At 27.8% G+C, this 22,202-nt stretch carries 18 protein-coding genes; 13 read left to right on the plus strand and 5 right to left on the minus strand.

The features are described from left to right. The first annotated feature begins 7 nt into the window (after positions 1 to 7). The 3 genes from ACNI3D_RS03275 to ACNI3D_RS03285 are packed head-to-tail and all read left to right on the plus strand — an operon-like array spanning position 8 to position 5,716. Positions 8 to 1,171, plus strand: a complete 1,164-nt coding sequence (locus ACNI3D_RS03275; RefSeq protein ID WP_129100580.1) for an efflux RND transporter periplasmic adaptor subunit — start codon at positions 8 to 10, stop codon at positions 1,169 to 1,171. 2 nt (positions 1,172 to 1,173) lie between these two features. Next, complete coding sequence (locus ACNI3D_RS03280; protein WP_419768231.1) at positions 1,174 to 4,305, plus strand: efflux RND transporter permease subunit; 3,132 nt, start codon at positions 1,174 to 1,176, stop codon at positions 4,303 to 4,305. Then, a complete protein-coding gene (locus tag ACNI3D_RS03285; protein ID WP_419768232.1) occupies positions 4,292 to 5,716 on the plus strand; it encodes an efflux transporter outer membrane subunit in 1,425 nt (474 codons plus the stop codon). Before ACNI3D_RS03280 ends, ACNI3D_RS03285 begins: the two co-directional genes overlap by 14 nt. Before the next feature lie 101 nt (positions 5,717 to 5,817). Here ACNI3D_RS03285 and ACNI3D_RS03290 read toward each other — a convergent pair whose 3' ends face one another. The 4 genes from ACNI3D_RS03290 to ACNI3D_RS03305 all read right to left on the minus strand — a co-directional run bounded on the left by ACNI3D_RS03290 (position 5,818) and on the right by ACNI3D_RS03305 (position 8,842). Then, the gene (locus ACNI3D_RS03290; protein WP_419768233.1) at positions 5,818 to 6,345 is read right to left on the minus strand and encodes a DUF3124 domain-containing protein; all 528 of its coding nucleotides are present in this window, start codon (positions 6,343 to 6,345) and stop codon (positions 5,818 to 5,820) included. A gap of 104 nt (positions 6,346 to 6,449) precedes the next feature. Next, the gene (locus ACNI3D_RS03295; protein WP_419768234.1) at positions 6,450 to 7,877 is read right to left on the minus strand and encodes an EAL domain-containing protein; all 1,428 of its coding nucleotides are present in this window, start codon (positions 7,875 to 7,877) and stop codon (positions 6,450 to 6,452) included. 96 nt (positions 7,878 to 7,973) lie between these two features. Beyond that, positions 7,974 to 8,369, minus strand: a complete 396-nt coding sequence (locus ACNI3D_RS03300; RefSeq protein ID WP_129100584.1) for an ExbD/TolR family protein — start codon at positions 8,367 to 8,369, stop codon at positions 7,974 to 7,976. Beyond that, positions 8,366 to 8,842, minus strand: coding sequence for a MotA/TolQ/ExbB proton channel family protein (locus ACNI3D_RS03305; RefSeq protein ID WP_419768235.1), 477 nt, complete (start codon positions 8,840 to 8,842; stop codon positions 8,366 to 8,368). Before ACNI3D_RS03305 ends, ACNI3D_RS03300 begins: the two co-directional genes overlap by 4 nt. Positions 8,843 to 8,885: 43 nt before the next feature. Between ACNI3D_RS03305 and ACNI3D_RS03310 the strand changes: the two genes are divergently transcribed. From ACNI3D_RS03310 to ACNI3D_RS03355, 10 genes are read left to right on the plus strand one after another with little or no spacing between them, the layout of a single operon-like run. Next, positions 8,886 to 9,773, plus strand: a complete 888-nt coding sequence (locus tag ACNI3D_RS03310; protein WP_419768236.1) for a 1-aminocyclopropane-1-carboxylate deaminase/D-cysteine desulfhydrase — start codon at positions 8,886 to 8,888, stop codon at positions 9,771 to 9,773. 26 nt (positions 9,774 to 9,799) lie between these two features. Then, positions 9,800 to 12,712, plus strand: coding sequence for an ABC transporter substrate-binding protein (locus ACNI3D_RS03315; RefSeq protein ID WP_419768237.1), 2,913 nt, complete (start codon positions 9,800 to 9,802; stop codon positions 12,710 to 12,712). 33 nt (positions 12,713 to 12,745) lie between these two features. Further along, complete coding sequence (locus ACNI3D_RS03320) at positions 12,746 to 13,258, plus strand: shikimate kinase (RefSeq protein WP_258238659.1); 513 nt, start codon at positions 12,746 to 12,748, stop codon at positions 13,256 to 13,258. A 7-nt stretch (positions 13,259 to 13,265) separates the two neighbouring features. Continuing rightward, positions 13,266 to 14,558 (plus strand): histidinol dehydrogenase, encoded by a 1,293-nt coding sequence (gene hisD, locus ACNI3D_RS03325; RefSeq protein ID WP_129100588.1) that lies wholly within the window; start codon positions 13,266 to 13,268, stop codon positions 14,556 to 14,558. A gap of 1 nt (position 14,559) precedes the next feature. Next, complete coding sequence (locus ACNI3D_RS03330; RefSeq protein ID WP_129100589.1) at positions 14,560 to 14,829, plus strand: DUF2018 family protein; 270 nt, start codon at positions 14,560 to 14,562, stop codon at positions 14,827 to 14,829. An 8-nt stretch (positions 14,830 to 14,837) separates the two neighbouring features. Beyond that, positions 14,838 to 15,734, plus strand: a complete 897-nt coding sequence (locus ACNI3D_RS03335; RefSeq protein WP_419768238.1) for a polyprenyl synthetase family protein — start codon at positions 14,838 to 14,840, stop codon at positions 15,732 to 15,734. Positions 15,735 to 15,737: 3 nt separating this feature from the next. Continuing rightward, positions 15,738 to 17,033 (plus strand): glutamyl-tRNA reductase, encoded by a 1,296-nt coding sequence (gene hemA / locus ACNI3D_RS03340; protein ID WP_129100591.1) that lies wholly within the window; start codon positions 15,738 to 15,740, stop codon positions 17,031 to 17,033. Between the two features lie 10 nt (positions 17,034 to 17,043). Continuing rightward, on the plus strand, positions 17,044 to 18,762 hold the full coding sequence (locus ACNI3D_RS03345; protein ID WP_419768239.1) for a proline--tRNA ligase: 1,719 nt from the start codon (positions 17,044 to 17,046) through the stop codon (positions 18,760 to 18,762). A gap of 9 nt (positions 18,763 to 18,771) precedes the next feature. Further along, a complete protein-coding gene (locus tag ACNI3D_RS03350; RefSeq protein ID WP_419768240.1) occupies positions 18,772 to 19,587 on the plus strand; it encodes a mechanosensitive ion channel family protein in 816 nt (271 codons plus the stop codon). Further along, positions 19,559 to 20,962: a CCA tRNA nucleotidyltransferase gene (locus ACNI3D_RS03355; RefSeq protein WP_419768241.1), complete on the plus strand. Its 1,404-nt coding sequence runs from the start codon at positions 19,559 to 19,561 to the stop codon at positions 20,960 to 20,962. The genes ACNI3D_RS03350 and ACNI3D_RS03355 overlap by 29 nt, the downstream gene beginning before the upstream one ends. Here the strand turns inward: ACNI3D_RS03355 and ACNI3D_RS03360 are convergent. Next, complete coding sequence (locus ACNI3D_RS03360) at positions 20,952 to 22,181, minus strand: apolipoprotein N-acyltransferase (RefSeq protein ID WP_419768242.1); 1,230 nt, start codon at positions 22,179 to 22,181, stop codon at positions 20,952 to 20,954. The two genes, ACNI3D_RS03355 and ACNI3D_RS03360, sit on opposite strands and share 11 nt — an antisense overlap. Positions 22,182 to 22,202: the final 21 nt, after the last annotated feature.

The following is a 22,202-nucleotide window of genomic DNA, read 5'->3' on the forward strand; positions in this document are numbered from 1 at the left end:
AATGAGAATGAATAAAAAAAATAGTTATTTTAAATTTTTAAAATATTCACTAGTATCTATTATTTTTAGTAGCGTATTAACTGGTTGTTTTGCAGGAAATGATGAAAAACAAGTAATGGAAAAACAAGTAGTAGCTCCAATGCTTGTTTCAGTGTATAAAGTGCTTTTACAAGATATACCAATTAACTTGGAATATCCTGCAAAAATTAGAAGTGTTAAACAAGTTAATATTGTAGCAAGAGTTAGTGGAATTTTAGAAAATAAACACTTTAAAGAGGGAAGTTTTGTTAAAGAAGGTAAGTTGTTATATCAAATTGATTCTTCTCGTTATGGAGCTTTGCTTAAAGAAGCTCAAGCTCAAAAAGAGGTTGAAGAGGCAAATTTAAAAGTAGCTACTAGAAACTGGAATCGAATTAGCAAGTTATTTGTACAAAATGCAATAAGTCAAAAAGATAGAGATGAAGCCTTATCAAGTTATGAAATAGCAGAAGCTAAGTTAAAGTTATCACAAGCAACTTTAAAAAAAGCGCAAATTGATTTTAATTATACAAACGTAAAAGCAACAATTAGTGGTATGACAAGTTTTAATGCACAAGATATTGGTAGTTATGTTGGGAATAATAGCGAAACTATGACATTAACAACAATTACACAGATGGATCCTATTTATGCTGAGTTTTCTTTACCTGATATTGATTTACTTAAAAAAAGATATGGCTTAAATAATGGTACTTGGAATGATATTGCTCAAGCGAAATTGGCTGTTCACATAATAATGCCAGATAATAGCGAATATAAAGATATTGGTAGTTTAGATTTTCTTGATAGTTTTGTTGACAATGAAACATCTACAATAAAAGCAAGAGCAACATTTTCTAATAAAAGTAATACTTTAATTCCAGGATTATTTGTAAGAGTAGATATAAAAGGTTTGATTTATAAAGGTGCTATCGCTATTCCACAAAAAGCACTACTTCAAGATGCTTTAGGCTCTTATGTATTAGTTGCAAAAGATGGGAAAGTTGTTAAAGTTGATGTCAAAGTTGGTAGTACATATAAAGATAAATATATTATTGATAGTGGTTTAGAAAATCAAGATTTAGTAATTACTAATAATCTTACAAAGTTACGTCCAGGTGTACTAGTAAGTGCATCGACAATTAAGGAATAAAAATGTTTTCTAAATTTTTTATTAATCGTCCAATCTTTGCTACGGTTTTATCTTTGGTGATTATTATTGCAGGTTTAATGGGTATAAGAGGTTTACCAATTGAAGAATATCCCCAAGTAATACCTCCACAAGTTACAGTTCAAGCTACTTATAATGGAGCAAGTGCAGAAACTATTTCTAAAACAGTAGCTGCTCCAATAGAACAACAAATTAATGGTGTTGAAGATATGATTTATATGTCTTCTACTGCTTCATCAGCTGGTACATTACAAATTAATGTTTATTTTAAAATTGGTACAGATCCAGATCAAGCTGCTGTTAATGTAAATAATAGAGTACAAGCTGCTTTGGCTAATTTACCAAGTGAAGTACAAACTCAAGGGGTAACTGTTCGTAAAAAGTCTGAATCTATTATAGAATTTATTGCTTTGCAATCTCCAAATAATTCTTTTGATCAAATTTATATGGCTAATTATGCTTTAGTTAATATTCTTGATGAATTAAAAAGAGTTGAAGGTGTTGGTGATGCAGCGCTATTTGGTAATTATGATTATTCAATGCGTATTTGGATGAAACCTGATCAATTATCTAAATTTAATCTTACACCAAATGATGTGATTTCAGCTATATCAGAACAAAATTCACAATTTGCAACAGGAAGATTTAATCAAACACCTTCTAAATCAACTCAAGCATTTACTTACACTGTTACTACTCAAGGTAGATTTGATAAGGTAAAAGAGTTTGAAAATATTATTTTAAAATCAAATAAAGATGGTTCAACTCTTCGAATTAAAGATGTAGCAAGAGTAGAACTAGGTGCTAAATCTTATGACGTTACAGCAACACTTAATGGTAAACCAATGGTACCTATTGGAATATTTTTACAATCAGGAGCAAATGCTTTAGGTACTGCACAAAGAGTTGATGCCGTTATGAAAAAATTATCAAAAACTTTTCCTAAAGGTTTAGAATACAAAGTGCCTTATGATACTACAAAATTTATTAAAATATCTGTCCAAGAAGTGGTTAAAACGCTTTTAGAGGCATTATTATTAGTTGTATTAATTGTTTATCTTTTTTTACAAAATATTAGAGCAACTATTATTCCTGTTATTGCTATTCCTATTTCTATTATTGGTACATTTGCAGGAATGTATGTACTTGGGTATTCAATCAATCTTTTAACACTTTTTGGATTGGTTCTGGCTATTGGTATTGTTGTGGATGATGCTATTATTGTTATTGAAAATGTTGAACGAATTTTGCACACAAGACGTGATATCTCAGTTAAAGATGCCACTATTCAAGCAATGAAAGAGGTAACTGGACCGGTTATTGCTATTGTACTTGTTCTTTGTGCTGTATTTATTCCAGTTACATTTATGGGTGGATTTACAGGGTCAATGTATCAACAATTTGCAGTTACAATTGTAATTTCAGTTGTAATTTCAGGTATGGTAGCCTTAACATTAACTCCTGCTTTATGTGCAATTTTTTTAAGAAAACATGAACCCAAACCATTTTGGTTTATGAGAAAGTTCAATGAATTTTTTGATCGTCTTACTAATATGTTTACAAAAGGTGTGAGTAATGTAATTCGTCATGGAGTTATAAGTATTATTATATTTGCTGCCTTGATGGGAATTACATATCAACTTTTCCAAAAAGTGCCATCAAGTCTTGTACCAATGGAAGATAAGGGTTATTTAATTTCTTTTGTTAATTTACCACCAGCTTCTACTTTAAGTCGTACACGTGATGTTATGAGTGAGGTTGACAATATAGCTTTAAAAAATAAAAACTTGATTGATTCAGTTGTTATTTCAGGATATGATTTTATTAGTGGAGCAAGAAAAACGAGTTCAGCAACAGACTTTCTTATATTAAAAGATTGGGATGAAAGAAAAGATTCTGCTCAACACTCCATAGAGTTAAGTAAAGTATACAATGGTGCTTTTTCACAAATTGCAGCTGCGAGTATCTTTACGGTAAATCCACCTCCAATTTTTGGACTAAGTCTTACAGGTGGATTTGAAATGTATTTACAAGATAGAACAGGTGGTTCGTTAAATGACTTAAATGGTGTTGTTCAAAAAGTAATCGATGCTGCAAGAAAACGACCAGAATTAACTATGGTAAGAAGTACACTAAACACAGCTGTTCCACAATATGAAATGACACTTGATCGTGAAAAAGCAAAATCATTAGGAATTTCTATTAATGATGTATTTAGAACACTTCAATCAACTTTTGGTACATATTATGTAAATGATTTTAATTTATTTGGTAGAACATATCAAGTAAATGTTCAATCAGATACAGATTTTAGAGAAAAACCTGAAGATATGAAAGATGTATTTGTTAGATCAAATTCTGGGAAATTGATTCCTATTAGCTCTTTAGTTAAATATAAACGTAGCATTGGACCTGATGTTGTTGATAGATTTAATGTATTCAGCGCAGCAAAAATTGTAGGAGAACCTGCGCCTGGATATACATCAGGAGATGCTTTAAAAGCTATAGAGGAAGTTGTTAAACAAATAGCACCACAGGGTTATGTTCCTGCTTGGGCTGGAACATCATTTCAAGAAAAGGCGATGAATGGAAGTGGAACGCAAGCCTTCATTTTTGGTATTGTATTTATTTTCCTGATTCTTGCAGCTCAATATGAAAGATGGTTAATGCCACTTGCAGTTGTAACTTCTGTGCCATTCGCAGTTTTTGGTGCAATCTTGGCTGTTTATATGAGAGGGTTAAGTAATGATATTTACTTTCAAATTGGACTATTAGTATTGATTGGATTATCAGCTAAAAATGCCATATTAATTATTGAATTTGCAATGCAAGCTCAAAAAAGTGGTAAATCAGTTTTTGATGCAACCCTAGAGGCAGCACGTTTAAGATTTAGACCCATTGTTATGACTTCACTTGCTTTTACTATTGGAGTTGTTCCTTTGGTAATTAGTTCAGGTGCAGGAGCGGGGAGTAGACATGCTATTGGTACAGGTGTTCTTGGAGGAATGATTGCAGCAACTTGCATTGCAATATTTTTTATTCCACTTTTCTATAATTGGTTAGCTCGATTAAATACAAAATTTACAAAAAAAGGAAAAAAACATGATGAAGAATAATCTTATACTTTTATCTTTAGTGTCAGTGCTTCTTGCCGGGTGTTCTTTATCTCCTAAACTTGAAGTTCCAAAAATGGATTTTCCACAAGAATCTAGTTTAAATTCAAATGAAAATAAAACTTTAATTGATAATACTTGGTGGGAAAAGTATAAGGACAAAAGACTTTCGTTATTAATAGATGAAGCTTTTAAAAATAACTATAATCTACAAGAGACAATGTTAAATATCTCTTTAGCAAGAGCAATTTTAACAAGTAGTACTTCAGATAGATATCCAAGTCTTAATCTTGGAGCGGATGGGGAAAAAACAAAAACTAGTGCAAATACATTTCAAAATAGTAAACATAATACTTATAATAACTTTTCCTTAAGTGGTGTTTTAAATTATGAAGTTGATTTATGGGGAAAAGTTAGAGAAGCCCAAAAAGCTTCAAAAGCTTTATTGATTTCTTCTTATGCTCAAAAAGATACAGTAAAATTAGCACTAGCTTCAAATGTAGCAGATAGTTATTTTATTTTAATCAGTTTGTATGAAAAACTTGATGTGATACAAAAGGCAGTAAATGCAAAAGAGGAGAGTTTAAAAATTTCTAATAGACAATACTCTTCTGGTATAATTATTCAAAATATTTTATTTCAGAAAAAAGCAGAGCTTAATCGAGTTAAATTATTAAAAAATGAGATTAAACAATCAATTAATTTGCAAGAGAGTGCTCTTGCAACATTGATTGGTAAATCTCCAAAAGAGATTATAAATTTTAAAAATGAAAATTTTGCAAAAAAATTGCCTAATGATATTGTTGTACCTTCTAATTTATCATCTGATATTTTAAATAAACGACCAGATATTCAAGAAGCCGAACAAAAATTGATAGCAACTAATTCTCAAGTTGGTGTTGCAAAAGCTGAATATTTTCCTTCAATCTCATTATCTGGAATTTTAGGATATGAAAGCCTTCAATTAACTAGTTTAGTAGGATCCAAATCTGGAACTAATAGTTATGGTGGAAATATTTCTATGCCATTTTTAAATTGGGGGAAAGTTAATGCTAATGTACGAACAGCTAAAACAAATAAAGAATTAGCAATATTAGCTTATAGACAAACAGTTCAATTAGCATTTCAAGAGGTTTATGATGCTTTAAATATAAGACATTCATTATCAGAACGATTAGTGCAACAAATTAGTTATGAAAAAAACTTAGAGGAGATTTATAAAATTTCACAAAAACAGTATGAGAATGGTTATTCTGATTATATAAATCTTAAAGATGCGGAATATGATTTTCTTATAGCTCAGATTGATACTATAACAACTAAACAAGCACTCTTAAGTTCAGGATTAACTGTTTATAAAAGTTTAGGTGGAGGATGGAATAAAAATTCTTTTTTTAAAGAAGTAAAAGAATAGGATATTTAAAAAGAATATTATCCTTTAAAAAAATAAAATTGATATAAAATTAAGAAGCTATTATCTTCTTAATTTATATCAAATTTAAGTACTTTTACAATTTATTTTAAATTTTCTCCATTAGTGATAAAAGAAAATGCTTTATTTCCAGAATTATTTACCATAACAGCTTGGATAATTGGATTAGATAAAGTTTTTGAACCTTCCCATTCCACAATGAAGTTTGCTCCTGAACCACCTCTTATATCATTTAAATCAACAACAAAATCAATTGAAGCCATAGGGTTTAATTCATGAGATTTTGAAACATATGATTCTAGAAGTTCACCTTGTGTACTATAATAAGATATTTTTTTTATCCACATATTTTGTTTAAAATCTGTATTTCTAACACTAAGTGTAATACCCATTAGTTCATACTTTTCATCAGATGTATAAACATGAGAATATACAGGAACATATACAGTTTCATGTCTATCTATGTCTGATGTAATTCTTTCAGAAGGATAGTAGTGTGTGTATTCTTTTAGTTTCTTTTTATTGTTTTCATTTTCTGTGCAGCCAGTTGCAAAAAAAGTATATAAAAGTATAATTGAAATTATTTTTAATAAATTAAGTCTATTTTTCAAGTTTAAACTCCTTGGAATAATTTAAAACTATTTAATTCTAGCAAGAATATGATTAACATATATACTAATAGTAAGCATAAATTAAAAATAAGAAGTTTAGTGTATTAATTTCCCCAAATTAAGTGTTTTTCTTTTGGTTGAGCATAAAGGTAACCTTGTGAATAATCTATACCTAAATCAATAATTAATTGAGCAAGTTTTTCATTATCAACAAATTCTGCAACAGTTTTAATACCATTAATTTTAGAAAACTCTACAATTAGTTTGATAATATTTATATTATTTTGGTTATTTACAAGGTTTTGAATAAGACTACCATCTATTTTTAAATAATCAGGTTTTAGTTTTAATATATTGTTCCAATTAGAGTATCCTGAACCAAAATCATCTAATGCAACTTTTGTACCATATTTTCTTAATTGATTTGTAAATTGAATCAAAAATTCATAATCCATTATATTTTCTGTTTCTAAAAATTCTATTGTTAGTCGATTTGCAACATTTGGGTGTGATTCAAGCATTTTAAATATAAATTCATTTGTGTGTTGATTTATAACATCAATATAAGATAAATTTATTGAAAATTCATCTGTAAGATCCTTAAAGTCATTGAATGTATGCTCAAAAATATTTCTTGTAATTTTATGATAAAGTTTAAACTTCTTTGCCACATCTATAAACAAATAAGGACTTAATAAAGTCCCTTTTTCTTTTATTCTAACTAAAGCTTCATATTTATATGTTAATTTGTTCTTATTATCATAAATTGCTTGGTAAACAGGAATTACTCTTTTGTCCTTAAATCCATTTTCTAAAGTAGTTAACATTTCTAATGAATCTGATTTCATATCAATATTTTCAGTATAATGATAAATGCTTTTATGAATACTATTTCGGGCATATCTTAACGCAGAAAGAGCAGTGAGATATTTAGGTGTTTTATCTGAATAGGCAAAATTTAAGTGAATAGTGAATTCATTTTTATCAAGAAGGAAAGACTTTTTTTCAAATAGAAGTTTTATTCTTTTTATAGAATGTTCAATATCATTTTCATTACAGTAAAATGCAAATTCATCTCCATAAATTCTATAAAGATTTACTTCTAAATTTTCTTTTACTATGGAGTTTAATTCATTTGAAATCATTACTAAAAGTTTATCAGCTTTTTTAAATCCAAGATACTTATTAAAAACACCAAAATCAATAACATTTAAAAGTACTACATAATTATATTCTCTGTCATCAACATTTAAAAATGCATTTCTATTTTTTAATTTAGTAAGAGAATCAATTTCATTTACTGCAATAAGTTCTTTTCTAATTTTCTTTAAATCTTTAAGTTTTTTAAGTGCGTAAAGTGAAGATGCAATTAATATAGAAATAAAAACTAAAAAGAATTCATCTACACTATATTTTTCATAATCACGAGTGAATTTGTATATATTTTCAAATAAATTAAGTTCAATTAAAATGGGAGAAATTATTAAAATTAATAAAATAAGAATTATTTCATCAGAATATTTTTTTATCATATGGTGCCTTGATTCGATATTATCGAAGTTTTTTGTTTATAATAGCAAAAAAAAAATAATTTCTTTATAAATAAACTAAAAAAATAATTATTTTATCTATTCATTTGAAGTTTGTTTTTCCGTTATTAATGCTAAATTATTTAAGTTATATTTTTGCAATAAGTCCAAAACTTTTACTACTCTTTTATATTGAACTTTTTCATCAATCCGAATTATTAGTGGCTTTGTTTTATCTTTTATTTGTTTGAGATTGTCTTCTAATGATTCAAATGACACTTCTATTCCTTTTATAGCAAGTTTTGTAGGTGAAAGTTCTATAAATATCTCATCCTTTGAGACTTCAGTCTCTTTAGCATTTGATTTTGGTAAATCTAAAACTAAAGCTAATTCTTCTTTTTTAAATACAGAAGTAACTATAAAAAATATGAGCAAAATAAACACCACATCAATAATGGGTGTTAAATCCATACCTAAAGACTCTCTTCTTTTCATGATTTAACAATCTCTTTTTTTGCTTTTAATTCTATAGAATCTATTTGTGAAATAAAATGATTATAAGCAATATGATGTGGTATAGCAACAATAAGTCCAGCAATTGTAGTAATCAAGGCAATAGAGATACCATTAGAAAAAATACTTGGATCTCCTAGTCCATTTTTTGTAATTGCTTCAAAAGATTTAAATACTCCATAAACTGTACCAAGAAGCCCTAAAAGTGGAGCTATAGAAGCTATGTTTTTTACATAAGTTAAACCAGCCTCTAATTTTTTTACTTCATATTCTATTTGGGCATATATTGTAAGACCATTTTGAGTATTTACTTTATCTCTTATTTTTTTAACCATGGCATTTTTTCTTGGAAGTGTAAAGAATTTCCAAATAATAATAGTAAATCCTATTATGTTTAAAAAAATAAGAATATAAACAATAATACCACCCTTATCAACATATTGCATTAAATCCATTACTTACTCCAAATTTTTTAGTTATTTTAGTATAATAAGTTTAATGGAATATATAAACTCAAGAATTGATTCAATAAATTTTCAAAATCATCAAGTTTTTATTAAAAGAGATGATTTATTAAGTAAAGAGTTCTCAGGTAATAAAGCAAGAAAATTTTACTATTTTTTAAACAAAGACTTTAATGGTATTAAAAAAATCATCTCTTTTGGTTCACCCCAAGCGAACTCTTTGTACTCTTTGTCTGTTTTAGCAAAAATAAAAAATGTAAAACTAGATTTTTATGTCTCTCACATAGCTTCTTTTTTAAAAAAGAATCCTCAAGGAAATTATAAAGAGGCATTAAAAAATGGTGCAAATATAATAGAAATACAAAAAGATGATTTGACAAGTCAAGAGTATGTAGAAAAAGAAATTTTAAAAGATGAAAAAGATTTTGTATATATAGAAGAGGGGGGAAGAGTAAAAGAAGCTGAATATGGAATAAAGATATTAGCCCATGAAATAAACACTTGGATAAAAGAAAATAAAAAAGAAAATCTAAAAATTTATTTACCAAGTGGTACTGGAACAACAGCACTTTTTTTACAAAAACATTTAGATGTAGAAGTATTAACTTCTCCTTGTGTAGGTGATGAAAACTATCTTAAAAAGCAGTTTTTGCAATTAAACAGTGATGAAACCAAACATCCTACAATAATAAAAACTAAAAAGAAATATCACTTTGGAAAGCTTTATAAAGAGTTTTATGAAATGCATTTAAATCTTTTAAGTCAAACAAATATAGAGTTTGATTTACTTTATGATAGTTTAGGTTGGCTCACTTTGGTATCATCAAAATATTTTAATGAAAGTGAAATTTTGTATATACATCAAGGCGGAATTTTAGGTAATGAAAGTATGGTAAGTAGATATAAAAACAAATATCTTTAAGTTTAAATCTACTAAAATAGTGAATAATGAAAATAAATAAATTACTATTAATATTATTATTCTTTTATTCTGCTCTTTTTTCTAAAGAATTAGAGAAAGTATCCCTTCAATTAAATTGGAAATATCAGTTTGAATTTGCAGGTTTTATAACAGCATATGAAAAAGGTTATTATAAAGATATCGGACTTGATGTAGATATAAGAGAATTTACAAAAGATACAAATATAATAGATGATGTGACAAATGAAAAAGCTGATTTTGGTATTTTTGATTTATCATTATTTGAATATTACAATGATAAAAAACCTCTAATACTTTTAGCAAATTATATGAAAAAGTCTGGTTTAGTATTTGTATCAAAACAAGATATTATTACTCCATATGATTTTAAAAATAAAGTTATAATGGCAAGTAAAAACGAATTAGAGAAATCTGTTTTATCAGAATTGCTAAAAAAATTCTCAATCAAAAAAAGTGATTTTAAAAAGATTGAGCCACATCATTTTTCATCAGAAGATTTTTTAAATGGCAAAGTAGATATTATAACTGCATATTTATCAAATGAACTATACGAAATCAAAAAGTCAAAAATACCATATAATATAATCGATCCTTCAAATTATGACTTAGCTACTTTTAGTCTTAATTTATTTTCACTAAAAAGTACAGTAGATAAGAACCCTGAACAAATAAGAAAATTTATTGATGCTACAAATAAAGGTTGGGAATATGCCTTTAGTCATAAAAAAGAGATTGTAAATATCATTTATTACAAATACTCAAAACTAAAATCAAAAGATGCATTATTATTTGAAGCTGATGAAATTGAAAAACTAATCATGCCAGATATATATGACATAGGTAGTATTAGAAGTGAATTTGTTGGAAGCATACTTGAAAAAATAGAAAGTTCTAATTTAAGTAAAAATATTACGAATAAAGATATTGTATTTAAAAATAACTATTACAAAAAGAATGATCTTTTTAACACTAAAAATAAAGAATATTTACAAAATAAAAAGAAAATCAATGTTTGTATTGATCCTAATTGGATGCCTTTAGAAAAAATACAAAATGGTAGATATATTGGTATAAGTAAAGAGTATATGGATTATTTCCAAAGTATATTACATGTACCAATTATTTTAGTACCCACAAATAGTTGGAGTGATAGTTTAGAAAAATTAAAAGAAAAAAAGTGTGATATTCTTTCCCTTGCCATGGATACGAAAGAGAGAGAAAAGTATATTAATTTTACAAAACCATATATCTCTTCAAATTTTGTTGTTGTTACAAAAAATGATGAATTATTTGTTCCTGATGTAAAAAAAATCATAGGAAAAAGAAAATTAGCAGTAGTAAAAAATTATGGAATTGTTGATATTTTAAAAGAAAAATATAATTACAATAATATTGTTGAAGTAAATTCAATTGAAGAGGGATTGCATAAAGTACTCTCAGGTGAGGTTTTTGGATATATCGATTGTTTATCTGTTGTTGGATATAAAATTCAAAAAGAGTATACAACTGAACTAAAAATAGTAGGAAAATTTGATGAAGCTTTAGATTTAAGTATTGGGGTTCAAAAAGATGATTTGGAGTTATTGGAGATTTTTAATAAAGTTATAGAAAATATTCCTGAAGATAAAAAGCAAGAAATTCTAAATAAATGGATAAATATAAAGTTTGATAAGGGTATTGATTACTCTTTATTATGGAAAGTTACTATTGGATTTTTAATAGTAATACTTCTGATTAGTTATAGACAAAAAGAATTGATTAATAAAAATAAGAAAATTCAAGAACAAAGAAATAAATTAAAAGAGAGTAATAATCAATTTAAAAGAATGCAAAAAGAGTTAGAACATACTTTAAAAAGTTTTGAAATGCTTCTTAGTTCAACTATGGATTCTATTTTTGTGATTGAAAAGAATATTTGTATAGATACAAATGAAAATGCTTTAAAACTCTTAGGATATAAAGAAAAAAAAGAATTAATAGGAAAAAATATTTTAAACTTTCTTGAGAGTGGTTCAAGACGAGAGATTATAAAAAACTTATACATAAAAGACGAACCTTTTGAAATAAATATAAAAGATAAAGATAATAATATAATTCCTTCTTTAATAAAAGTAAAAACAACTGCTTTTGAGGGGAAAGCTGTTTATGTTATAAGTTTAATTGACTTAAGAGATATAAAAGAAAAAGAGATGTTATTTTTCAAACAATCAAAAATGGCAGCAATGGGTGAGATGATTGGAAATATTGCACACCAATGGAGACAACCATTAAGTGTTATTAGTGCAGTATCTACGGGCTTAAAACTAAAACTTATGGTAGGTAAATATGATGAAGAAAATATTATTTCTTCATTGGATAGTATGAATGAATCAGCACAATACTTGTCTCAAACTATAGATGATTTTAGAAATTTTTATAAATCAGATAAAGAAAAGACTCGGGTTACATCAACTTTTATCATTGATAAAAATAAAAATCTGATAAATAGTACTTTAAAAGATAATGGAATTACAATTTTTACAAATAATAAGTGTGAAAATTTAGAGATAAATACTTATCTTAATGAATTAATTCAAGCAACTGTTAATATATTTAATAACGCAAAAGATGCCTTAAATTTAAATAATGTGAATGAAAATAAATTTATATTTTTTGATGTTTTTAAAGAAGACAAATATTTAGTTTTATCAATAAAAGATAATGCAGGCGGAGTTCCAAAGGATATAATCGATAAAGTTTTTGAACCATACTTTACTACAAAACATAAAAGTAATGGTACTGGTATTGGTTTATACATGACTCATCAAATTATTGAAAACCACATTAATGGAAAAATTGAAGTGAGAAATGAAGAGTTTGAGTGGGAAAATAAAAAATATAAAGGTGCTAATTTCCTCATTTATTTGCCTATTCTTTAAAGTTTTAATTTTATTTAGCTATAATCGCAAGTTATGAATAAAAACAATATTATACTAATCGGTTTTATGGGTGTAGGTAAGGGTACCATTGCACGAGCTTTGTTTAAATCTAGTGGTAGATTTTCTATTGATACAGATGACTTAATAGAGAGTATCACAAAAAAGAAAATTAAAACAATTTTCAAAGATGAAGGTGAATCTTATTTTAGAGACTTGGAAAAACAATGTGCTTTGTGGTTAGAAAAATCAATTACAAACACCGTTATATCAACAGGTGGTGGATTTTATAGGCAAGAAAATATTAAAAATATTGGTAAAGTTGTTTATTTGAAATCCTCTTTTGAAGGTATCTTAAAAAGAATTAATGATGCTCCAAATGCCAAACAAAAACTAGATAAAAGACCACTTCTTAAAAATCTTGATGAAGCAAAAAAACTTTATGAAACAAGAATTAAAGAGTATGAAAAAGTATCTGATGTAATAGTTGATGTGGAAGCTAGAGATATGGAAGATATTATTAAAGAATTAATAAGCAAGTGTGAATGAGGACTAAATGAAAATAATAAATACTACAGATTCAAATTTTAAAGAAGAGTTTGAAAATATACAAGCAAGAGCAAAAACTGATATCAAAGGTGTTTCTGCAATAGTTACAAATATTATTGATGAGATTGTTGAAAAAGGAAATGGTGCAATAAAAGAGCATATTTCAAAATTTGACAAATGGGAAGTAAAAGAAGATAGTGATTTAGAAATATCAATTGATGATATGAAAAAAGCTTATGAGAATATTGATGAAAAATTAAAAAAATCACTTCATATAGCATATGATAGAATTAAAGCTTACCATGAAAAACAACTACCAAAATCTTGGATTGATTTTGAAAAAAATGGAACAATTTTAGGACAAAAAGTAAGTGCGGTTGATAGAGCAGGACTTTATATCCCTGGTGGAAAAGCTGCATACCCAAGTAGCTTACTTATGAATGCAATTCCAGCAATAGTTGCAGGTGTTGAAGAGATAGTTGTATGCACTCCAACTCCAAATGATGAGATTAATGAACTTCTTCTTGCAGCATGTCATATTTGTGGAATTAAAAAAGCATTTAAAGTAGGTGGTGCAAGTGCTATTGCTGCTATGGCTTATGGGACTGAGACTATTCCTAAAGTAGATGTTATAACAGGACCTGGAAATATATTTGTTGCAACTGCTAAAAAGTTAGTTTTTGGGGAAGTAAATATTGACATGATTGCAGGTCCAAGTGAGATTGGAATCTTAAGTGATGCAAGTGCAAACCCTAGGTTTTTAGCTATTGATTTACTTTCTCAAGCAGAACATGATGAAATGGCAAGTTCTATTATGATAACAACTTGTGACAAAGTGGCAGAACTTACTTCAATAGAAGTTGATAGATTTTTACAAGAGTTAAGCAGACGTGAAATAGCTAAAAAATCTATTGATGAAAGAGGTGTTATAATCATTGCAAAAGATATGGATGAAGCTATAAAATATATGAATGAAATAGCACCAGAACATCTAGAAATAATGACTAACAATGCTTTTGAATTATTGCCAAAAATAAAACATGCAGGTGCTATTTTCTTAGGTAAAAATACTCCTGAGCCAATAGGTGATTATATAGCAGGACCAAATCATACACTTCCAACTGGAAGTACAGCCAAGTTTTATAGTCCATTAAATGTGGAAAACTTTTTGAAAAAATCTTCAATCATAAGTTTCTCACAAGAAGCGATTGATGAACTTGGCGAAGCTTGTGCATTATTGGCAGATACAGAAGGTCTAACAGCCCATGCAAAATCTGTAAGAGTGAGATTAGAAAAATAATATGGATGATATTTTATTTGGAACACCTAAATCAAAATTTTTAGATGTCGTCAAACACGCTTCAAGTGAAATTGTAAGTGATGAATTAGATAAAATATTTGAAAAATACGCAGCGATGGAATTACTTTTATCAAAAGATAAAGGTGAATCTTATGATGTAAATGAAGATATAAACTCTTTTGTTTTAGAAAATCTAGATGAAGTCTCTAAAGTAAAAGATGATTTATATATAGAGTTTACTGGTGAAATTATTTGTAGATTAGATTCATAAGGTATTTTGTGGAAGAATTAAAAATAGTAAAAGAAAAAATTTTAGAGTTTGTAAAAGAGTGTGAAGATGAAAAAAGTGTAGAACTTTTTGGATATTTGGCAACGGGAAAGATGCTAAGGTCAAAACTAATACTTAAAATTGCAGGAGTAAATGAAGAATCAATAAAACTATGTGCAATAGTAGAGATGATTCATGCCGCATCACTTTTACATGATGATGTTATAGATGAAGCAACTACTAGAAGAGGAAGTCCTTCTGTTAATGCTTTATATGATGCTAAAACTGCTATTATGTTTGGAGATGTTTTATACTCTAAAGCCTTTACTGAACTTTCACAAATGAATAGAAAAGTAGCATATAATATCTCAAGTGCCGTTACAAAACTAAGTATTGGTGAGATGATGGATATTGATTTAACTAAGAATTTTAATACCGATTATAGTTTGTACCTTGATATGATTTATAAAAAAACTGCTTCATTAATAGAAGCAAGTGCTGCAAGTGCTGCAATACTAGCAAATAAAGATGAAGAAAAATATGCACTATATGGAAAAAATCTTGGTCTTGCTTTTCAAATGATTGATGATATTTTAGATATTACGCAAGATGCACAAACTTTAGGAAAACCTGCAATGTTTGATTTTGTGGAAGGAAAGGCTACTATTCCATATTTGTTGTTACATCAAAGATTAGATGATAAAACAAAATTAGAATCGCTTTTCAAAAAAGAGTTAAACGAAGTTGATGCTCTTTGGATAAAACAACAAATGGAGCGAACAGATTCCTTAAATGATGCAATTTCTCAAGCAAAAGCTTTAGGAAGAGAGGCGATTATGATTTTAGAAGATGAAAATTCTGAAGGACTAATTAAAATAATGAAAGAAATGATAGAAAGAGAGTTTTAGGATATGAGTTATTTAAGTATCTCTTTTACACACAAAAATACAGATATACAAACAAGAGAAAAGATTGCTTTTTCAAATGAAAGTTCAGTAGAAACTTTTTTAAAAAATGTAAAAGCAGATGACTCAATTGATGAGGTTGTACTATTATCTACATGTAATAGAGTAGAAATTATGACTACCTCTTCAAATATAAAACAATCTACAAATAAGATTTTTGATACTTTAGCAAAATATTCTGGTTTAGATTTTGATAATTTAATAGAAATAGCAGATATATATGATAATACAGGTGCTATTCATCATCTTTTTTCTGTGGCATCTGCTTTGGATTCACTTGTAATTGGTGAAACACAAATTGTAGGACAATTAAAAGACTCTTTTAGATTAGCTTTATCTAAAGGGTATTGTGGAAAAGATATATCAAAAGCTATGAATTATGCTTTTAAATGTGCTGCTAATGTTAGAAATGAAACAAGCTTAGGTACAGGTTCTGTATCGGTGGCTTCTACTGCTGTTTCAAAAGCAAAAGATATTATTAAAGACACACAAGGTGTGAAAGCTTTAGTTATTGGTGCAGGTGAGATGAGTGAGCTTACTATGAAACATTTAAATAAAGCTGGATTTGATATTATTTTAATTAGTAGAGATATTAAAAAAGCTAAGATGTTAGTGGATACTTTTGATTTTGAAGTTGATGTTCAAGCTTATGAAAATCTAGAAAAATACTTAAATGAAGTTCCTGTTATGGTTACAGCAACTTCAGCTCCATATCCAATCATAAAAGAAGATATGGTAAAACCATGTACTTTCAATAGATATTGGTTTGATATAGCATTGCCTAGAGATATAGAAGAGTTTGAAAGTCCAAATTTACAAATTTATGCGGTAGATGATTTACAAGATATTGTAAATTCTAATATGATACTTCGAGCAGAACAAGCAAAAAGAGCATATATGATTGTAAATCAAGAATCTGAGAAATTCTTCAAATGGCTAAAATCACTAGAAGTAGAACCAGTGGTAAAACATCTATATAAAAAAGCTGACAATGTAATTGAAAAGAAATTAGAAAATGCTATAAAAAAAGGATTTATAAAAGCTGAAGATGAAGAAAATATAAAAAAACTTTGTCAAACAGTTTTAAATGAGTTTTTACATGAACCAACAACACAATTAAAAAAGATATCAAAAGATGTGGAATGTGATATTATTTTGGGAACAGTACAATCTGTTTTTGGGTTAGAAGGTGGTTCAAACTCTATTAAAAAATGTGACCACGCAATAAAATTTAATTATTAGGAATATGTTAATGAAATTTTCTCAAATGTTTATGCCAACTACAAAAGAGACACCAAATGATGCAACTTTGGCATCTCACCAATATTTAATAAGAGGTGGTTTTATAACTCAAACAGGTTCTGGTTTATATAATTTTTTACCCCTTGGAAAAATCGTACTAGATAAAATAAGAGCTGTTGTAAAAGAAGAGATGGATAATACAGGTGCAAATGAACTTTTGATGAGTTTTGTTACACCCTTAGAACTTTGGGAACAATCAGGTCGAGCAAGTGTTATGGGACCTGAATTACTAAAATTTAAAGACAGAAAAGGTGCAGGATTTGTACTAAGTCCAACAAATGAAGAGACTGTAGTTGATATTGTAAAAAATAGAATTACATCATATAAAGATTTACCAGTAAATTTATATCACATAAATACAAAATTTAGAGATGAAGCAAGACCTAGATTTGGACTTATGAGAGGTAGAGAATTTTTGATGAAAGATGCTTACTCTTTCCATGCTACACATGAAGATTTAGTAAGAGAATTTCATGTAATGGAAGATGCATACAAAAAGATTTATGAAAGACTAGGTTTAAAGTTTAGAGTTGTTGCTGCTGATAGTGGTGCTATTGGTGGAAGTGGTTCTAAAGAGTTTATGGTATTAGCAAACTCGGGAGAAGATACTATTGTTGTATGTGAAGATTGTGAGTATGGAGCAAATATTGAAGCTGCTGTAAGAGCAAAAAAAGAGACTAAAGATTGGTATGATGTAAGTTCTGAAAATGTAAAAATGCAAAAAGTACTAACAGAAGGTATGAAAACAATCGAAGATGTTTCTAACTTCTTAAGTTCACCAAAAGCACAATCAATAAAGGCAGTTATTAAAAAAGCAATTTATAAAGACAAAGAAGAAATAGTAGTTTTCTTTGTAAGAGGAAATGATGAACTTGAAGAGACAAAAGCAGCAAATGCAGTTGATGCTTTAGAGTTAATTGAAGCAAATGAAGAAGATATTTTAAGTGCAAGATTAGTTGCAGGATTTTGCGGACCATTTAATTTACCTGAAAATGTAACTTATGTAATTGATAGTGAATTAAAAGATGAAGTTGGTTTAGTTTGTGGTGCTAATGAAGTTGATTATCACTTTACAGGAACAGACTTAACAATTTTAAAAGATGCAAAATATTTTGATTTGATTGTTGTTCAAGAGGGAGATACTTGTTCTTGTTGTGGTGGAAAACTAATTCACACAAAAGGAATAGAAGCTGGACATATTTTTCAACTTGGAACAAAATATTCAAGTGCTATGGATGCTACATTTTTAGATAACAATGGAAAAGCACAACCATTTGTAATGGGTTGTTATGGTATTGGAGTTTCAAGATTAGTAGCAGCTGTTATTGAACAAAATCATGATGATAAAGGGTGTATTTGGACAAAAGAGACTGCACCTTTTATGGTTGATGTTATTGTTTCAAATGCAAAAAAAGAAGAAGAATTAAATGCTGGTAAAAAGATTTATAATGATCTTAAAATAGCAGGTGTTTCTACAATTTTGGATGATAGATTAAATGCTAGATTTGGATTTAAAATGAGTGATTTTGAACTTATTGGTTTTCCTTATGCTGTAGTTGTTGGTAAAAAACTACCAGAAGGTATAGTTGAAATTGTAAATAGAAAAACTTTAGAAAAAGAAGAAGTATCGTTAGACGAAGTTGTAAATAAATTAAAAAAACTAATATAAGGGGCAGAAATGGGAAATAGTATTCAAACAGTTTCAGATATGATTGGCTTATACTCATTAAATATTGCTATGGCAATTTTAATATTTGTAATTGGTAAATGGTTAGCAAAAAAAATAACAGAAGTTGTTGCAAAGATATTAAGAAGAAATCCAAAACTTGATGCGACATTAATAAACTTTTTTGATGATATTATTTATTATGTATTGCTTGTAGTTGTTGTATTAACAGCATTAGAACAAATTGGAGTTGAGTCAACATCATTTTTAGCTATTATCGGAGCAGCAGGTCTTGCTGTTGGTTTAGCACTTAAAGATTCATTATCAAATTTTGCTTCTGGTGTTATGATTATATTTTTCAAACCTTTTAGAATAGGTGATTATGTAACTGCTGGTGGAGTAAGTGGAACTATTACCGAAGTTCATCTGTTTAATACAGAGTTTACAACACCTGATAATCAAAGAGTTTTAGTGCCAAATGGTGCAATTACTGCTGGAAGTATCACAAATGTTAATGCTCATGCTAAAAGAAGAGTTGATTTAGTTATTGGTGTTGGTTATGGTGATAATTTAAAAATAGTAAAAGATATTATTACAAAAATAATTGAATCAAATGATAAAGTTCTAAAAGATGAAGCAATCACAGTCGCTGTTTCAGAACTAGGTGATTCATCAGTAAATTTTGTAGTTAGAGTTTGGGTTAGTACACCTGATTTCTGGGCTGTAAAATGGGCTTTAATTGAAGAGATTAAAAATACATTTGATAAAGAAGGAATTTCTATTCCTTTCCCTCAAAGAGATGTGCATATTATCAACGAAAAAAACTAGTATCAAGTTACCTAATACTCTAACAGGGATACTAAAACTTTTACAAGAAAAGGGTGCCAAACCTATTCTTGTAGGAGGATGTGTTAGAGACCACTTTTTAAACTTACAAATAAAAGATTATGACATAGAAGTTTTTCATATAGAAAACTTTGAAATACTCTCAAAATATTTAGAACAATTTGGAAAAGTAAAACTTGTTGGTAAATCATATGGAGTGCTAAAACTCTCAGTTGATGGTGACGAGTATGATTTTGCCCTGCCAAGAGTTGAAAAAAAAATTGCAAAAGGACATAAAGGTTTTGAAGTCATAAGTAATAGTTATTTAAGCTTTAAAGAAGCAGCTATTAGACGAGATTTTACAATCAATGCACTTGGATATGATTTTACAAATGAAGAGATTTTAGATCCATTTGATGGATTAAAAGATTTAGAAAATAAAACTTTAAGACATATAGATGATAATAGTTTTATTGAAGATCCTTTAAGAGTTTATCGAGCAGTACAATTTGCATCAAGATTTGAATTTACCTTAGATAATAAGACATTAGAATTATGTAAAAAAATAGTTTCAAATAAAGATTTAGAAGAGTTGCCAAAAGAGCGAATTTTTGAGGAGTTAAAAAAAGTCTTTTTAAAATCATCTAAGCCCTCAATTGGATTTGAACTTTTAAAAGAGTTGGGAGTATTAGAATATTTTTCAGAATTAAAGGTACTAATTGGCTGTGAACAAGAGCCCCAATACCATCCAGAAGGTGATGTTTGGATTCATACTTTAATGTGTTTAGATGAAATGGCAAAAATAAAAACAAATGATGAGTATAAAGATTTAGTTTTGTTTTTAGCAATACTTTGTCATGATTTTGGAAAACCTTTATGTACAAAAGTAATAGATGGGAAAATAACTTCACATAAACATGAGTCTTTGGGCATAAAACCCACAGTATCATTTTTAGAAAAACTAACAAATGACAAAAAACTCATAGCAGATGTTCTTCCCTTAGTTAAATATCACCTTTCTCCTTTTCAATTATATTTGCACAATAGTAGTGATAAGGCAGTAAAAAGATTAGCCTTAAAAGTTGATATTGAGATGTTATGTTTAGTTTGTCTAGCTGATTGTTTAGGAAGAACGATTGAAGATAAGTGCAAATGCCATGAAGCTATCTCTTGGTTAAAAAACAGAGCCTCTCAATTGGAAGTCACAAATAGTGGACCAAAGGCTATTGTTATGGGAAAAGATTTGATAGCCTTAGGATTTACTCCTGGAGTTCTATTTAAAGAGATTTTGGAGTATGCTTTTGATTTACAACTTGATGAAGATTTACCAAAAGAGTTAATAATAGAAAAAATAAAAGAGAAATATATCAAGGGGTGATGATATAATTTTCACTTCCATTTATCTCATGATAGATATTAACCCCATATTTTTTTGAATAAAGCCTTAGTAAAAGTTTTTGTAAAGTTGGTTCAATAGATGGGGTAAACCAAGCATTATTTGATATGGCAATTATATTTTTAGTGTTACCAAGGTTTTTATATAACTCTTCACTTGTAGCTTCATAACAAATAGCATTTCTAAAAGAGATATTTTTTATTCTATAATCTGTTGGAGTACTATCTTTTGTATAGTCTTTTGCACCATTATAAAATATTTTATTTATGAAATCCCTAAATATTTTAGGTAAAGGAATCTCTTCTCCAAAGGGTACTAATATGACTTTTGAAGCAACTTGTAAATTACCAGCCTTGAAAATATAAGTTGAGTTTTTATATTCATTATCTTTGTAATACAAAGCACCAGCTATGATTGTGATTTTATGTGACTTTTCTAATAAACTTTGTAGTACAAATTCTTGTTTATTTAATATAAAAGGAAAGGTAGTTTCTGGTAGTACAACTACATCTTTATTTTCTTTTATTGCTTCATTAATTTGTTTGAAGTTTGTATCAATAATGGCTGCAAGGTTTTTTCTATCCCATTTATAATCTTGATTGAAATAAAAATTTGGTAAAGATATATCTACATTACTAAGAGGTGTTGGCTTTGGATTTATGTGTATAAAAGAAATAGTAATTATACATATTGTATAAATAAAGACTCTTTTTTTAACTAAAAATATTGTAGATAAAATAACAAGAACAAGAACTATTTTATTTGCTTCAAAATAGCTATCTAAAAGTAAAATATCAGGTTTGAACCAGTTAAACCCAAAGGGATTTAAATATGTTAAAGTAAAAAAGAGCATGGCTCTTAAATAAATATTATCTTTTATGGAAATAAATAAGAAAAGAAAAGCATAAATAAGGCCAAAAAATAAAATCACAAGAGGAATTAAATAACTCAAATCATAATATCTAAAAGAAAAACTTACCCAATAAAACCATAAAATTCCAACAAAAAAACCACTATAAAAAAGCGAAATTCTATCTATTCTTAAAATAAAATATAAAGAAAGAAGTAAACAAATTGTATTGATAATTTTGATTTCAAATCCAAAATATGCTAAATATATAGGAGTTGAGAACAATAAAGCAGTAATCAAGCCTTTTATTATATTGATTTTGTTAAAATACACGCGTTTTAGGAAAAACATATCAAACCATTATAAAGGAAG

It is taken from the genome of Arcobacter siniprincipis (SeqCode) (genome assembly GCF_048571125.1).
Lineage (GTDB): Bacteria > Campylobacterota > Campylobacteria > Campylobacterales > Arcobacteraceae > Arcobacter > Arcobacter siniprincipis.